The organism is Rhizobium sp. BK377, from assembly GCF_014193935.1.
GTDB lineage: Bacteria > Pseudomonadota > Alphaproteobacteria > Rhizobiales > Rhizobiaceae > Rhizobium.
On sequence record NZ_JACIAC010000003.1, the window covers coordinates 135,328 to 150,607 of the forward strand.

Annotated in this window: 16 protein-coding genes; 10 read left to right on the top strand and 6 right to left on the bottom strand. The window is 58.8% G+C overall.

The window, feature by feature from the left end; all coding sequences use genetic code 11:
• Nucleotides 1-153 precede the first annotated feature (153 nt).
• On the top strand, nucleotides 154-708 hold the full coding sequence (locus FHT92_RS15285; RefSeq protein ID WP_183826614.1) for a hypothetical protein: 555 nt from the start codon (nucleotides 154-156) through the stop codon (nucleotides 706-708).
• Between the two features lie 102 nt (nucleotides 709-810).
• Here the strand turns inward: FHT92_RS15285 and queE are convergent, their stop codons facing one another.
• The 5 genes from queE to FHT92_RS15310 form a co-directional block, all read right to left on the bottom strand.
• Nucleotides 811-1,539: a 7-carboxy-7-deazaguanine synthase QueE gene (queE, locus tag FHT92_RS15290; protein WP_246735304.1), complete on the bottom strand. Its 729-nt coding sequence runs from the start codon at nucleotides 1,537-1,539 to the stop codon at nucleotides 811-813.
• On the bottom strand, nucleotides 1,536-1,892 hold the full coding sequence (gene queD / locus FHT92_RS15295; RefSeq protein ID WP_183826620.1) for a 6-carboxytetrahydropterin synthase QueD: 357 nt from the start codon (nucleotides 1,890-1,892) through the stop codon (nucleotides 1,536-1,538). The genes queE and queD overlap by 4 nt, the downstream gene beginning before the upstream one ends.
• Nucleotides 1,892-2,602: a 7-cyano-7-deazaguanine synthase QueC gene (queC, locus tag FHT92_RS15300; protein WP_183826623.1), complete on the bottom strand. Its 711-nt coding sequence runs from the start codon at nucleotides 2,600-2,602 to the stop codon at nucleotides 1,892-1,894. The genes queD and queC overlap by 1 nt, the downstream gene beginning before the upstream one ends.
• Before the next feature lie 269 nt (nucleotides 2,603-2,871).
• The gene (gene msrA, locus FHT92_RS15305; RefSeq protein ID WP_183826626.1) at nucleotides 2,872-3,384 is read right to left on the bottom strand and encodes a peptide-methionine (S)-S-oxide reductase MsrA; all 513 of its coding nucleotides are present in this window, start codon (nucleotides 3,382-3,384) and stop codon (nucleotides 2,872-2,874) included.
• 195 nt (nucleotides 3,385-3,579) lie between these two features.
• Nucleotides 3,580-4,683 carry an NADH:flavin oxidoreductase/NADH oxidase gene (locus FHT92_RS15310; RefSeq protein ID WP_183826629.1) on the bottom strand — a complete coding sequence of 368 codons (1,104 nt, stop codon included), beginning with the start codon at nucleotides 4,681-4,683 and terminating at the stop codon, nucleotides 3,580-3,582.
• Between the two features lie 353 nt (nucleotides 4,684-5,036).
• Between FHT92_RS15310 and FHT92_RS15315 the strand changes: the two genes are divergently transcribed.
• Both FHT92_RS15315 and FHT92_RS15320 read left to right on the top strand, forming a co-directional pair.
• Nucleotides 5,037-5,414: a hypothetical protein gene (locus FHT92_RS15315; protein ID WP_183826633.1), complete on the top strand. Its 378-nt coding sequence runs from the start codon at nucleotides 5,037-5,039 to the stop codon at nucleotides 5,412-5,414.
• 53 nt (nucleotides 5,415-5,467) lie between these two features.
• The gene (locus FHT92_RS15320; protein WP_183743470.1) at nucleotides 5,468-6,364 is read left to right on the top strand and encodes a LysR family transcriptional regulator; all 897 of its coding nucleotides are present in this window, start codon (nucleotides 5,468-5,470) and stop codon (nucleotides 6,362-6,364) included.
• A 56-nt stretch (nucleotides 6,365-6,420) separates the two neighbouring features.
• On the opposite strand, the gene FHT92_RS15325 is transcribed toward FHT92_RS15320, so the two are convergent.
• Complete coding sequence (locus tag FHT92_RS15325; RefSeq protein WP_183826636.1) at nucleotides 6,421-7,392, bottom strand: alpha/beta fold hydrolase; 972 nt, start codon at nucleotides 7,390-7,392, stop codon at nucleotides 6,421-6,423.
• 261 nt (nucleotides 7,393-7,653) lie between these two features.
• On the opposite strand from FHT92_RS15325, the gene FHT92_RS15330 reads away from it, so the two are divergent.
• The 7 genes from FHT92_RS15330 (at nucleotide 7,654) to FHT92_RS15360 (ending at nucleotide 15,280) form a co-directional block, all read left to right on the top strand.
• Nucleotides 7,654-8,601 carry a GGDEF domain-containing protein gene (locus tag FHT92_RS15330; RefSeq protein ID WP_246735305.1) on the top strand — a complete coding sequence of 316 codons (948 nt, stop codon included), beginning with the start codon at nucleotides 7,654-7,656 and terminating at the stop codon, nucleotides 8,599-8,601.
• 24 nt (nucleotides 8,602-8,625) lie between these two features.
• Nucleotides 8,626-8,979, top strand: coding sequence for a hypothetical protein (locus FHT92_RS15335; RefSeq protein ID WP_183742688.1), 354 nt, complete (start codon nucleotides 8,626-8,628; stop codon nucleotides 8,977-8,979).
• 188 nt (nucleotides 8,980-9,167) lie between these two features.
• On the top strand, nucleotides 9,168-10,190 hold the full coding sequence (locus FHT92_RS15340; RefSeq protein ID WP_183743466.1) for a LacI family DNA-binding transcriptional regulator: 1,023 nt from the start codon (nucleotides 9,168-9,170) through the stop codon (nucleotides 10,188-10,190).
• A gap of 41 nt (nucleotides 10,191-10,231) precedes the next feature.
• On the top strand, nucleotides 10,232-11,470 hold the full coding sequence (locus tag FHT92_RS15345; protein WP_183826640.1) for an ABC transporter substrate-binding protein: 1,239 nt from the start codon (nucleotides 10,232-10,234) through the stop codon (nucleotides 11,468-11,470).
• 79 nt (nucleotides 11,471-11,549) lie between these two features.
• Nucleotides 11,550-12,461 (top strand): carbohydrate ABC transporter permease, encoded by a 912-nt coding sequence (locus tag FHT92_RS15350; RefSeq protein ID WP_183742686.1) that lies wholly within the window; start codon nucleotides 11,550-11,552, stop codon nucleotides 12,459-12,461.
• Nucleotides 12,461-13,324 (top strand): carbohydrate ABC transporter permease, encoded by an 864-nt coding sequence (locus tag FHT92_RS15355; RefSeq protein WP_183826643.1) that lies wholly within the window; start codon nucleotides 12,461-12,463, stop codon nucleotides 13,322-13,324. The genes FHT92_RS15350 and FHT92_RS15355 overlap by 1 nt, the downstream gene beginning before the upstream one ends.
• 27 nt (nucleotides 13,325-13,351) lie before the next feature.
• A complete protein-coding gene (locus FHT92_RS15360; RefSeq protein ID WP_183826646.1) occupies nucleotides 13,352-15,280 on the top strand; it encodes a glycoside hydrolase family 127 protein in 1,929 nt (642 codons plus the stop codon).

Genomic DNA, 15,280 nt, shown 5'->3' on the forward strand with positions numbered 1-15,280 from the left:
GGTTGATCTTCCAGCCAGTTGTGGGCGATCAAGCGTCTGCTGGAGCGAGGCATTACTTGACCCCGGCATACAGAGACATGATTTTTCCTTTTTCATTGGGATGATAGTTATAGGCGGCGCAGTAACAACCGACGAAGGTCACAGGCAGATCCCATGGTTTTAATGCGATGGATGACATACGGCTTCGCAACTGCGTTTCTTCTTGCCAGCATTGCCGATGTCGTCGCGGCAGATGAGCCGGATCCCTTTGACCAGTTCAATGAACGCTGCCTCAACCGGGGAACGGATTATCAACGAGCGGTCGCCTTAGCAAAGGAACGGGATTGGCCAGCACTGGCGGAGGATATGACTAGCAGTCTGGTGCCGATGGAAAATCCCGTCGCGTTGGAGGGCTGGAATTTGAGCGCCGGCGAAGACGTACCATTCCGGGCGCTGGTAGTGGCACGGGCGTCCGTCGGCGACAATACCGTCGAAAGCTGCACCATGGCGTTCGCGGAGATCGATGCTGCGGCCTTCGAACGACGCCTGGTCAGCGAGACGCATGCTCAAGCGTCCGGAGAAGGGAATGGACAGGCGCGCGCCAGAAAGTTCTTCAAAGCATCGTCCCCAGAGCGCCGGGAAGCGATTACGCTCGACCTGCCACTTTACCCGAACGGAAGCGACGAGGTCATCGTCAGCGTTGTTTCGGACCAACTGATCGAGAACTGATGCGAACCGAGACCCGCGTCTTTCAACTGGAAACGATGCCAAAAAGCCCGCCGAAATCGGGGCGCATCAAGCCGCTGAGGTCGTAACCTTCCTCAAACGTGATCACACCCCGCGCATGTTTCCCCAAAGCAGGACATGGAGCTGCGGGAGAACGCGCGCATCAAACCACCGGTCTGAGGCGACCCTGTCGACCAGCCACCGCATCCGGTTGAGAATACCTTCGAGATCGATCAAGGCTTCATCTTCCACCGGCGGCGTATGATTGCCTGGCTGCAGGAAGATCGGAAGTTCTTTGAATTCCTTCGCGACAGACCTCGCAAAAGCATAGTCGGCCTCATCGAAGATGACGATCTTCAGCGCGATTCGGGGACCGCTGCGTGCGGCCGCCACGCAGTTCCTCAGTTCGCCTGGCTTGAATTCCATACCGCTGGACGGTGGTTTGGGACTGAGGATCAAATGATCTAGCTCTGCAAACCAGTCCTGAGCGATCGATCCCTGCGTTTCCAGAGCAAATTGGTAGTCATCGCGCTTTCCCCTGGTTATCAGCGGCCCGAGCGGCTGAATCGCCGGGTTTCCACCGGAGAGGGAAATCGTCAGCGGACAGCCGTCAGAGAGTGATTCCACTTTCGACCAGATATCCTCGACCGACATCGGCGTCCACTCGTCACGGAAGGCGCTGTCGACGGCGTGGAGGGTATCGCACCATTCGCAGCGATAGTCGCAGCCGCCTGTTCTGACGAAAACGGTCGGAAGGCCCACGAGCGGCCCTTCCCCCTGGATCGTCGGTCCGAAGATTTCGCTGATGCGGATCTTTTGTTCCCTGCCCGTCATGGACGATATTCCGCCCATGTCTTCGGCGTTTCACTCACCCTGACAGCAGACGTCTCCGGTAGGCGTTGCTTGCACCAGTCATAAAAATGCCTGGCGAGCCATTCGGATGTCACCCGGTCATGACCGAGCACATCATTGAGGTGGCGGTGATCGAAACTCTCATCGATGTAGTGCTTGAGTGGCGAAAGCTCGTGATAATCACGGACAAAGCCATGCTCGTTCAACTCAGAGGCGGCAAGCTCGATCTCGACTATGTAATTGTGGCCGTGAAGACGCGCGCACTGATGGTCATCAGGAAGATGGGACAGTTGATGCGAGGCCGAGAAATGGAACTCCTTGGTGATCCGGTACATTACTTAGCCTCTTCTGCTCTGAATGCACTCGTCGCAGTGACCCAGAAATCCGGGTCGCCATAGACGGTCGGATCCTCGACACCGGCGAGATGGAAGGCTTCGCGGCGCTCAACGCAGGTTCCGCATCTTCCGCAGTGCAGGCGATCGCCCTTGTAGCAGGACCAGGTCTCTTCAAAAGGCGTCCGGTTTTTCGCGCCATCAGTGACAATGTCAGCCTTCGTGGCATTCACGTACGGCGCAAGCAGCCCGACATTCGCATACCCCTCGAGCGCATGCTGTTGCATCACCTCGAACGACGAAATGAATCCAGGCCGGCAGTCCGGGTAGATGAAATGGTCTCCACCGTGGACCGCAATCGCCACGGCGTCTGCGTGACGAGCTGCAGCAAGGCCGAACGCGATCGACAGCATGATGGCGTTGCGGTTCGGCACGACCGTCGCCTTCATCGTCTCTTCGGCGTAGTGCCCGTCAGGAACCTCAATATCGTCCGTGAGGGCGGAGCCGGTCAGGTGCTTGCCCACATTCGATATGTCTATGATGTCGTGTGGCACGGCGAGCCTTCGCGCGCAGAGAGCCGCGAATTCCAGTTCTTTGACATGCCGTTGACCGTAGTTGAAGGAGATCAGACCGATCAGTTGGTGGTCCGCCGCGATCTTGTATGCAAGCGAAATAGAATCAAGTCCGCCTGAGCAGACGACAAGTACTTTCATTTTAGGATCCCTTGTTTTGTTGAACCGGGTGGGCTGCGACCGGTTAGCGGGGGCAGCTACTAAACTTCTGATGCCGTGATGTCTAGTAACTTTGCAGGCAAAAACCTCCGCCGCCCACTCCTCCACGCAGGCACAAAAGGGACAGTTTGGGAGGAGGATCGTGCGGCGGAAAAGAAGGAAGATCGTGACGTCGCCGGCCTCGTGTCACCAGAACCTCGCGGGCGACGGCCCGAGGCCGCCGCTCGTGAAATTCGAACGTAGTCAGAGGATTAAGCGACGTTTGCCTGGCGCTTCGGCAGTTTCCAGCCGGGGCGGGCGAAATGGCATGTATAGCCATTCGGAATGCGCTCAAGATAATCCTGATGTTCCGGTTCGGCTTCCCAGAAGTCGCTGACGGGAACGACTTCCGTCACGACCTTGCCAGGCCAGAGGCCGGACGCATCCACATCGGCGATCGTATCTTCGGCCGTCTGCCGCTGGTTTTCATCCGCGTAGAAGATTGCCGAACGATAGCTTGTGCCAATGTCATTGCCCTGTCGATTGGGGGTCGACGGATCATGGATCTGAAAGAAGAATTCCAGAATATCGCGATAGCTCGTCTTTTGCGGATCGAAGATTATCTCTATCGCCTCGGCATGGTTGCCGTGGTTGCGGTAGGTTGCATTGGGGATTTCACCGCCCGTGTAACCGACACGCGTCGAAACAACGCCGGGAAGCCGTCGGATAAGGTCCTGCATTCCCCAAAAGCAACCGCCAGCAAGTACTGCACGTTCTGTCGTCATGGACATGTCCTTTCCAGTGCGCGAGATGGGCGGGAATCGTCTGGTGCGCTCCGCTGACGCCTATATGGGTATTCGGCTCAATGACCGCCAGCCCACTGGGGCGATGCCGGGATATCCTCTTCCAGCAATAGGTCCAGCTTAAAGCAACGATCAACGCAGATAGCGCGTTTCTCGCGCGGATATTCGCGCTCCATGCTATTTTGCGAACAGGTTTTTGAGCTGCGACGGCTGGCAACGGAGATATTGATTGGCCGCTTTCACCTGCCCACCGAGTTCGGCGGCTGCGTGCCATGGCCATCGCGGATCGTAGAGGATGGCACGAGCGAGCGCGATAAGGTCTGCATCGCCCGTCGCAACGATTGCCTCGGCCTGCGTTGGCTCGGTGATCAGTCCGACGGCAATAACAGGCATCTTTACGGCGCTTTTGATGGCCCGGGCGAGCGGCACCTGGTAGCTCGGGCTGACCGGGATCGCCTGAGAGGGGTGCAGACCGCCGCTCGATACGTGAATGGCATCGCAGCCTCTCGCTTCTAGCATCCTGGCAAATTCCACACTCTCGGAAATCCCCAGACCGCCTTCGACCCAGTCTGTGGCGGATACGCGCATCGTCACCGGCCGATCGGAGGGAAAGGCATCCCTCACCGCGTCAAGGACCTCCAGCGGAAACCGGGCACGGTTTTCCAGCGAACTGCCATATTCATCGGTTCGCTGGTTCGATAGAGGCGACAGGAACTGGTGCAGCAGATAGCCATGGGCGCCATGGATCTGGATGGCATCAATGCCGATTTTCGCCGCCCGCCGCGCAGCAGCGGCAAAGGCATCGCGGACACGCTTCATGCCATCGCGGTCGAGTGCAGTCGGCGGCACATAGTTCGGGTTGAAGGCGATAGCGGAAGGCGCTTCGGTCTGCCATCCGTTCGGATCGGTCGGCGAAAACTGGCCGCCGCCTCTCCATGGAACCTCGGTCGACGCCTTGCGGCCGGCGTGCGCCAATTGGACGGCAATCGGCATATCCGACCATTTCCTGATGCTTTCGAGCGTGCGGGCCATCGCGGCCTCGGAAGGGTCGTCATAAAGGCCGACATCGGCAAAGGTAATGCGTCCTTCGGGAACGACAGCGGTCGCTTCGATGGTCAGCAGTGCCGCGCCGGAAAGCGCCAGCTGTCCGAGATGGATCAGATGCCAGTCCGTCATGCAGCCGTCGACGGCCGAGTACTGGCACATGGGCGCGATCACGATGCGGTTCGCGAGTTCGAGAGTATGCACGGCGAAGGGCGAAAACAGGACAGGTTGGGGCATGGCGTTCCTCGAAGTGGTATTCGGTTGTCTTGGTTTATAGCACCCAGTTGGATCTTTGCGACGGTTAGCAGAGCCTCGCGATGTCAGGAACTGTCCTTTGGTGTGGGTCCACTTTGCGGAGAGGCCTGCGAAGCAGCTTCGTCCGATTGTTGCATCACGAGGAAGAAAGCCTTCAGCAGAACGTCAGTTCAGGCTCACTGCGGCCGGGTGTATCGCTGCACCGACGATATTCCGTCTGCAAACGGCCAACAGTCCGCGATCGCCCCACCTGACAAAGTATCAAGCGATACCGTACCGCAGGCTCGAAACGGTGACCGAAGAGACGATGGCTATTGCAGCCCATGGAGAACAACGTGAGCAAGGACCTTATTTCTACCCTCATGCGCATACAAATTCAACTTGCAATTGCAAGTTCGAGACGTGATTTCGACGCGCTTCGATTCCTGGAACTCGAGGCGAAGCAAATGGCGCTCAGTGGAGCTGAAATCGACGCTGCGAAGCGCGGAGTCAGTTTCGACCTGTTTGTCGAAATCGCCGTCAAATTCGCGCTGGCGATAGAAGCCGGTGACGGAGCGGCAAGCGCCCTCGCAAGTCAGCAACTAAGGGCTTTCGGTGCTCCTCACATCGCTTCGGAACTGCGAGCCTTCATCAAGAAACTGGAGCCCTCGAAGGCGAGATCAAAAGCAGGACGTCAGCGGCTTGCCTTGGCTGATAGATTGCGATCGGAATAAAAGCGTTTAAACCTCTGTCAGGGGCTTAGGCTTTTGAAGACAGTGTGAACCGCATGGATCGATGGCAGGCAATGAGGGTCTTCGTGAAGGTCGCGGAGGCCGAGAGCTTTGCAGACGCAGGACGGCAACTCCACATGAGTCCTCCCGCAGTCACTCGCATGGTGTCTGCCCTGGAAGATATCATTGGCACGCGCCTTCTCACGCGCACGACACGGTCCGTCAAACTGACGGAGGCGGGTGTCCAGTATTTTGCAGACTGCCAGAGGCTCCTCGCCGATCTCTCGGAGGTCGAAGCAGCCGCAGCCGGCGCGTATGGCAAACCTACTGGCACGCTTACCGTCACCACCTCCGTCATGTTCGGCACGATGTTCGTCCTGCCACTAATGACCGAATATCTTGATCTCTATCCCGATGTGATCGGTCGCGGCCTGTTCGTCGACCGGGTCGTGAGCATGATCGACGAAGGTATCGATGTTGCGATCCGCATCGGTCATCTGCCCGACTCCGGCCTCACCGCAACGCGCGTCGGCCAAGTGAGACGCGTGATCTGCGGATCCCCTGGCTATTTTGAAAAGCATGGCGTTCCGATGACGCCCGGCGATCTGTCGACCCATCGCATTGTCGCCTCGACCAGTGCGTGGACATCGCTCGAATGGCGTTTCGGGGTGCGGAAGAAGTCAACCGTCCACGTCAATCCTCGTCTCTTCTGCAGCACCAACGAGGCTGCTATCTCGGCGGCGGCTTCCGGCTGGGGTCTGACGCGCGTTCTGTCCTATCAGATTGCGCCGCAGCTTGAGGCTGGCGAATTGCGCACCGTCCTCGCTGATTATGAAGAGGAGGCTTTGCCGATCCATGTCGTCCATCCCGAAGGCCGGCATGCTTCGGCAAAAGTGCGAAGCTTCATCGATTTTTCGGTGGAAAAGCTGAGATCCAACAGACACTTCAATTAGTGGGGAAAGACCCGCGTATTCAGCTCTGAATGCGCGGGCTCTCATGAAAGCGATTGTTACCTTGCAATCTTGCGATCGAGGAAATCGCGGATGAGTGGCACCATCTCCTCCAGCTTGTCTTCAAGGGCGAAATGACCTGTGTCGAGGAGGTGCATTTCAGCATCAGGAAGATCACGCAGGTAAGGATGGGCGCCGACCTCCGGGAAGATCTTGTCGTTCTTGCCCCAGACGATCAGCGTCGGCGGCTTTCGTTCACGGAAGAAGGCCTGGAACTGCGGGTAGAGCGGGACGTTCGTGCCGTAATCGTGGAAGAGGTCGAGCTGGATATCCTTGTTGCCGGGACGGTCGAGCAAAGCCTGATCGTGAACCCAGTTGTCGGGGCTGATGCGGGTGAGGTCCTTGACACCGTCCGTGTACTGGAACTTGGTGGTCTCAAGAACCACGAGATTGGAGAGCGCCTCGCGCTTCTCCTTCGAATCGTCGGCCCAGTAGGCCTTGATCGGATCCCAGAACTCGCGCAGGCCTTCTTCATAGGCGTTGCCGTTCTGGACGATCAACCCGCTCACCCGTTCCGGATGCTTGAGAGCCAGACGGTAGCCAACCGGTGCGCCGTAATCCATGAGATACATGGCGTATTTCTTGGCGCCGAGCTCAGTCATCAGCGTATCGACCATGTCTGCATAATGGCCGAATGTGTAGGCGAACTTGGTGTGATCCGGTGCGTCACTCTGACCAAAGCCCGGATAGTCGGGGGCGATGACGTGGTAGCGATCTGCCAGCAACGGAATGAGGTTGCGGAACATGTGCGAGGATGTTGGGAAGCCGTGCAGAAGCAGGACGACCGGGCCGTCGGCCGGGCCGGCTTCCCGATAGAATATGTCGACGCCATCGATCTTGGCCGAACGATAGTGTACGGTCACCGGCACCTGCTGGGCGATCGCAACCTGCTTGGCAGGAGCGGCGACGGCTTGGGAAAGGGGAGCAAAGCTGACGGTTGCCAGCATCAGGGAAAGGATCAGTCTGTTCATCTCAGTTCTCCGTTTTGACAAATTCACCAACAGCCCTTGCTGGCCTGGCACCAACATAGCCATTCATCGGAATCCGTTAATCGGCAGAACGTGGAAGTTATTATTCCACTTGTAGGAAGAATTCGCCCCCTATCGCGAGCAGGCATCGCGATCCAGCCAGCGGTGACGGCACAAAACCACCTGTGCATGTGCAAACCAGCTAACTGTTTCTTCACGCCAGGCAGATAGTTCAAGAAAATGATGATCTGTTCTGAGGGCATGATGACCTTGGGTGACATGGAAGCAATGTTGCAAATGGCGCAGCTGATGGAAGCTGCGGGCGTGATGGTTGCGGTCTACGACCAGGATGACCGGTTACGCTTTGCCAGTCGTGCGTTTCGCGATGCCTGGTTTATCGCAGAGGACGAACAACCACTCTGGTCCGAGGCGATGCGGCGCAACTTTCACGCCCGCCGCGGAACGATCATTGCCATGACCGACTTTGAGAGCTGGTTGCTGTCGACGCTCGCCCGTCGGGGCAAAGCCGGGTTTCGCGCCTTTGAGACCGACCTTCATGACGGCCGATGGTTATGGATGACCGAGACCATGCAGGCCAATGGCTGGATGCTCTGTGTCGCAAGCGACGTGACATCGATCCGCTCCGACCAGAGGACGCTGCGGCAAGATCGCGACAGCGCGATCAAGGCCTCCCAGACCGACGAGCTGACCGGTATCCCCAGCAGACGTTTCGTCATGTCGAAGATCGAGGAGCTGGTGCGCGGCTGTGGTAATCAGCAGGAGAAGGGCGGTTGCCTCGCGGTTCTCGACATCGACAATTTCAAATATATCAATGACCGTTTCGGCCATATTACCGGTGATGCCGTTCTCAGGGATTTCGCAGCCACGCTGCAGAAAATGGTGCGCAAGACGGATATTCTCGGTCGCGTCGGCGGCGAAGAGTTTGTTCTGGTTCTTCCGAACACGGTTCCCGAAGAAGCGGCAGAGATCGTCAATCGCATGCTGGTTGCCGTGAGGCAGTCTCGCCCGCTGGCCGATCAGCTCAGCTTCCGCTACAGTTTTTCCGCAGGCATTGCCTCTCTCATGAGCGGAGACTATGCCAATGATATCTATCGAAGGGCCGATCTGGCGCTCTACGCGGCCAAGATGAGAGGCCGCGACCAGATCAGCATCGATCCCCATGCGCACCCGCTTGGGCGACAGAAATCATAACCGGCCATAAGCCAGAGAGTTTCAATGGTCGAAAAGATCGCGCCCACCTCGCCCACGGCAGCCTCCTCGGCCACACACGTGAACCACAGCACCTCCATCGGCTCCGAACCTGACAATGCCTGGGTCGCCGGGCGACAGGCAAAGATCACCGCTGGCAATGAGAAAAAAGATGATCACCATACCGCTGATAGCGATGGGGATCGTATCGACGCTGATGATGATCGCGCAGCGGATCGGCATCTGGACCATCACTCCCCCCATCCCCGTGCAGAGGCTGCCGATCCGGACGAAGAACGCCTGTCCGGCGAGAGTGACCGCATCGGCAGCGGCAACCTGGATGAGGATGTCCCGTTCGGCGAGCATGTCGGATATCTGTAAGTGATTGCGATCACACACTGACTAGCCCATCGCGCCTAGCTTCGATCAGGAGCCGGCTCATCATTGACACCGGTTCATCTCTACTCATCGCCCTTAGACTTGGTCAGCAACAGCTGAGAAAACCTTTTCTCACTTGACACGTTACCTGAGAAAAGGTTTTCTCATCGTAATTTCGATGGGAGGAGCTGCTGGACACAACGGGAGGGAAAAGAGGCCGGATCACCATTCACGATGTCGCGGCTGCTGCTGGAATCAGCATCTCCACGGCATCGAAGGCGCTAAACGATACGGGCCGGATGGGACTGGAAACGCGCGAACGGGTCAAGCGCATCGCGGCGGAGATCGGGTACAGGCCGAACGCTTTGGCGAGGGGCCTGCTCAGCAAACGCAGTTTCACGATCGGGCTTCTCACCAACGATACCTATGGCCGTTTTACCCTGCCGGTCATGGCAGGCATATCGGATGCTCTCGTTGATCATGGCGTTTCGGTCTTTCTGTGCGCGATCGAGGAGGACCCGGCGCTGGCGCAGATTCATGTCGAGGCGATGCTCGACAAACAGGTTGACGGCATCATCGCAACGGGAAAGCGTCTCGATAGAAGGTTACCGGTCGATCTGTCGAATTTGAATGTGCCGGTGGTCTACGCATTTACGGAAGGAGCTTCCGGAAGTGTCACCTTCCGCTCCGATGATGCGCAGGGCGCGCGGCTTGCCGTCGAGTGGCTGGCAAAGCTCGGGCGCAAGCGAATGGTGCATGTCACCGGACCGGAGAATTTCTTCTCGGTGCGCGAGCGTGCCGATGCCTATCGCAGGGTCGCGGGAGAAGAGCGGCCGGTCCTGTTTGGGGTGTGGTCGGAAACCTGGGGCCACGAGGCCGTTGCAAGATTGTGGAGCGACGGCGGCGAAAAGCCGGACGGCATCTTCTGCGGCAATGACCAGATTGCGCGCGGTGTCATCGATGCGCTACGCGAACGGGGCATCCGGGTGCCGCAGGATGTTTCGGTGGTCGGCTTCGACAATTGGGAGATTGTCGCCGCCCAGACACGGCCGCCGCTGACGACGGTGGATATGGAGTTGAAGGAACTGGGGCGACAGGCCGGATTAACGGTTCTGGCGCTTGCGGAGGGACGCTCTGTCGAGCCCGGCATCAGGAAACTGCCATGCCGTCTTGTCGTGCGGCAATCATGCGGGGGTGACACCCTCGGAATATAGCAACGGCGCGAAGGAGACGCGCCAATTTGGGAGGAGAGCCAATGATGAAGCGTCTATTGGTGGCAACTAGTATTGCCACCCTCAGCCTGGTCTCGACAGCCTCGGCTGCCGAAAAAATCGAAATGTGGGTTCGCACGGGTATTGGCGATTCCTTCAAGAAGGTTGTCGAGGCCTATAATGCGAGCCACGAAAACCAGGTCGTCACGACCGAAGTGCCCTTCGGCGAACTGGTGCAGAAATACGCAACCGCAATCGCCGGAGGCCAGGCGCCCGATGCCCTGTCGATGGACCTGATCTATAACCCGGCCTTCGCTGCCGCGGGTCAGCTTGAGGACCTGACGGATTGGGCAAAGAGTCTGCCCTATTTCAATTCGCTGTCGCCGTCGCATGTCAAACTCGGCACCTATCAGGACAAGATCTACGGTCTGCCGCTTTCGGTCGAGACTTCTGTCTTTGCCTGGAACAAGGACCTGTACAAGAAGGCTGGCCTCGATCCTGAAAAGGCACCTGCGACCTGGGAGGAAATCGAAGCCAACGCCGAGAAAATCCGCAAGCTCGGCGATGATACCTACGGCTTCTACTTCTCGGGCGGCGGTTGCGGTGGCTGCATGATCTTCACCTTCACGCCGCTCGTCTGGGGTGCTGGTGCGGATATCCTCTCGGCGGACAGCAAGACCGCAACGCTCGACACGCCGCAGATGCGCAAGGCCGTCGGCTTCTATCGCGATATGGTCAAGAAGGATCTCGTTCCGGCAAGTGCTGCGAGCGACAATGGCACCAACTTCCTGAGCTTCACGAACGGCAAGATCGGCCAGCAGAGCCTCGGCGCCTTCGCGATTGGGACGCTGGTTACCCAGTATCCTGACATCAACTTCGGCGTGACGCTGATCCCGAGCGTGGATGGCAAGACTTCCTCCTTTGCCGGCGGCGACAATTTCGTCATCACCAAGGGCACGAAGAAGATCGATGCCGTGAAGGAATTCCTCGAGTACATCTATTCGATGGACGGCCAGAAGGTCATGGCGAAATATGGCAGCCTGCCGACGCGCGGCGATATCGCCGATCAGGTTCTTGCCGGACTCGATCCCCGCATGCAGGTGGGCCTGAAGGCAATCTCCGTTGCCAAAACACCTTATACGCTGCAGTTCAATGATCTGATCAACAGCGCGAATGGACCCTGGGCGACCTTCACCAACGCCGCGATCTTCGGCGATGACGTCGATGGCGCTTTCTCGAATGCTCAGTCCGAGATGCAGTCCATCATCGACAGCGGCCAATAACTCTCCCGGCCGTGGCCGGGGGACGGTGGCAGTTCCCCGGCCGATCCATGGACTTTATTCGTAAGATGCGGAGGTTTCGATGACCGGTTCCGGTTCACAGCGCACGCGCGCTGTCCGAAAACGGCGAAGATCGCAATGGCGCGGCTTTCTTTATATCGCGCCGGCCATGGCACTCGTCATCGTCTTCTTCGTCATGCCCGTGCTGTTCACTGGGTGGATGAGCCTGCACAACTGGCCGCTGATGGGTGCAGCGCGCTGGATCGGTTTTGCCAATTATATCCGCATGTGGAACGACAGCCGTTTCATGGCGGCCTTGAACTTCACCGCCTATTACACGGTCATCGTAACCATCGCGATCTTCGCAGTCGCCTTCCCCCTCGCGATCTTCGTAGAGAAGGAACGCCGCTTCGTCAGCACCTACCGCACGATCATCTTCCTCCCCGTCGTGGTCGGTTTGGCAACAGCATCGCTGCTCTGGGTGTGGCTTGCCAATGTCGACAGCGGCTTTATCGGGCCGGCCCTTCGTGCGCTTGGCTTCGTCGAGCGAAGCCCCAATATCATGGCAAGCTTCGATACCGCCTTTGCAACCATCATCGTCATGGTCGTCTGGAAAATCGCCGGCTTTACGATGATCATCCTGTTGACCGGACTGCAGGCCATCCCATCCGAGTTGACGGAGGCTGCCCGCATCGATGGCGCCGGCCGTTGGCAGCGCTTCCGGCACCTGACCCTGCCGCTGATGCGCAAGACGATTGCGCTAGCGCTGATCGTCTCGGTCACCGGCTCGATCCTCGCCTTCGACCAGTTCTACATCATGACGGCAGGTGGACCACAGAACAAGATGATCTCGGTCGTCTATTACATCTTCAACCAGTCCTTCGTCTCCTTCAATCTGGGTTACGGATCCGCCCTTTCGATCGTGCTTCTGGCAATCCTCGTTGCGATCTCAATCGTCCAGCTCTGGCTGCTGCGTGTCGGGGAGGAACGCTGATGATCTCCTCCCGTGAACGCCGCGCCCGCAAACGCTTCAGGTCGCAATCGGCCTATCATGTCGCCGGCATTGCCATTTCGATCTTTTTCCTGGCGCCCTTCGTCATCACGCTGCTCGCCTCCTTCCGGCACGGCACGGAGGCGAGCCTGCCGCCGCTCCCGCCCTGGCCGACGACAGGGGTCAGCTTCGATGCCTATGCGCTGCTCGATACGTTCGGCGCCGGCATCTGGCGGCACATGATCAACTCGCTCTTCGTTTCGCTGGCAACGGTGCTGCTGACGGTCATCGTGAGCCTGCTCGCCGGGTATGGCTTCTCGCGCTACCGGTTTCCACTGAAGAATGCGCTTTTCGTGCTGATCATCGCCACGCTGATGATCCCGTTCCAGTCGATCCTGACACCGCTCTTCATCATCCTGGCAAAGCTCGGTCTCAACAATTCGCTGCTGGGGCTGACCCTCGTCTATGTCACTCTGCAACTTCCCTTCTCCGTCTTCATGATGCGCAATGCTTTCGACGCCGTGCCGAAGGAGATCGAGGAGGCAGCGCGCATCGACGGGGCACGGGATCTGAGGCTGCTGATCCGCGTGCTCCTGCCGCTGGTGCTGCCGGGTATTGCGACGGTCGCGATCTTTGCTTTCCTCAATGCCTGGAACGAGTTCCTGGCTGCCCTCGTGCTGCTCTCCAGCAACGAGAAATACACGCTTCCCGTCCTGATGACGGCGGTGCGCGCCGGACGCCTCGGCGCCATCAACTGGGGCGCGGTCCAGGCCGGTGTCGTCGTGATGACGATCCCCTGCCTGATCGTCTTCCTGCTCCTGCAACGCTACTACATGCGCGGGCTGATGGCCGGCGCGGTGAAATGAAGACCTTTCAACAAAATGGATGAAGCCATGAACCAGCTGAAAAGAGATCGCCAGTTCCGCCCCCTGCCCGTGCCGAGTGTCGAATTGCAGGGCCTGTTTGGCGATCGCCAGGATGCAATCTGCGATTCCACCGCCGAAACGCTGCTCGACCGCTGCGTCGAGGCCGGTATGCTGCAAGCGATCGACGTGACGAAGCCAAGCCCCGGCGTCGTCATTCCGATCGGCCCCTGGGGCGGCACGACGCAGATGTTCTGGGACAGCGATCTCGGCAAGTCGATCGAGACCGTGGCCTACTCACTCTACCGCCGGCCCAATCCGCAGCTCGAGGCCCGCGTCGATCAGATCATCGACATGTATGAGAAACTCCAGGACAAGGATGGCTATCTGAACGCGTGGTTCCAGCGCGTACAGCCGGGTCGCCGCTGGACGAACCTGCGCGACCACCACGAACTCTATTGCGCGGGACACCTGATCGAAGGCGCCGTCGCTTACTACCAGGCGACCGGCAAGAAGAAGCTGCTCGACATCATGAGCCGCTATGCCGATTACCTGATCACGGTCTTCGGCCATGGCCCTGGCCAGATCCCCGGCTATTGCGGCCACGAAGAGGTGGAACTTGCGCTGGTCAAGCTGGCGCGCGTCACCGGCGAAAAGAAATATCTCGACCTCTCAAAATTCTTCATCGACGAGCGCGGCACCGAACCGCATTTCTTTACCGAAGAAGCGATCCGAGACGGTCGCAGCGCCGCTGATTTCCATCAGAAAACCTATGAATATGGTCAGGCGCATCTGCCGGTGCGCGAGCAGAAGAAGGTCGTCGGCCATGCGGTGCGCGCCATGTACCTCTATGCCGGCATGGCCGATATCGCCACGGAATATAATGACGATACACTGACGTCCGCGCTCGAGACCCTCTGGGACGACCTGACGACCAAGCAGATGTACGTCACTGGCGGCATCGGCCCGGCAGCCTCCAACGAGGGCTTTACCGACTATTACGACCTGCCGAACGAGAGCGCCTATGCAGAAACCTGCGCTTCCGTCGGCCTGGTCTTCTGGGCGAACCGCATGCTCGGCCGCGGTCCGAACCGCCGCTATGCCGATATCATGGAGCAGGCACTCTACAATGGCGCCATGGCCGGCCTGTCGCTCGACGGCACGCGCTTCTTCTATGAAAACCCGCTCGAAAGTGCCGGCAAGCATCACCGCTGGATCTGGCATCATTGCCCCTGCTGCCCGCCGAACATCGCCCGTCTGCTCGCCTCCGTCGGCTCCTATATGTATGCGATCGCCGAAGACGAGATTGCCGTCCATCTCTACGGGGAGAGCAAGGCGCGCTTCGATCTTGCCGGCGCCAAGGTGGAGCTTTCACAGCAGACCCGCTATCCCTGGGATGGCGCGATCCACTTCGATGTGGCGCTCGACCGTCCCGCCCGTTTCGCGCTGTCGCTGCGCATCCCGGAATGGGCTGAAGGTGCGGCGCTCTCCGTTAATGGCGAAAAGCTCGATCTGCAATCCGTCGTCATCGATGGTTATGCTCGTATCGAGCGCGACTGGAAGAGCGGTGACAAGGTCGATCTGTCGATCCCGCTGACAGTCCGTAAACTCTTTGCCAACCCGCTGGTACGTCAGGACGCCGGCCGCACGGCGCTGATGCGAGGACCTCTGGTCTATTGCGTCGAGGAAACCGACAACGGCGCCGGGCTGAACGGCATTACCCTTTCGGCCGATGTTTCGCAGGCCAAGACCTCCGAAATTGCTGGTCTTCGCGGCGCAGTCGCCCTCGAACTTCCCGTCAGCCGTGATACGGCCGACTGGGGCTCGGCGCTCTATCGCACTTCGCCGCCTGCCACAAAACAGGCGAGCGCACGCTTCGTCCCCTATCCTTTCTGGGATAATCGCGAACCGGGCGAGATGCTCGTCTGGGTCAGAGCCGGCGAGGCGCGCGGTGAATAA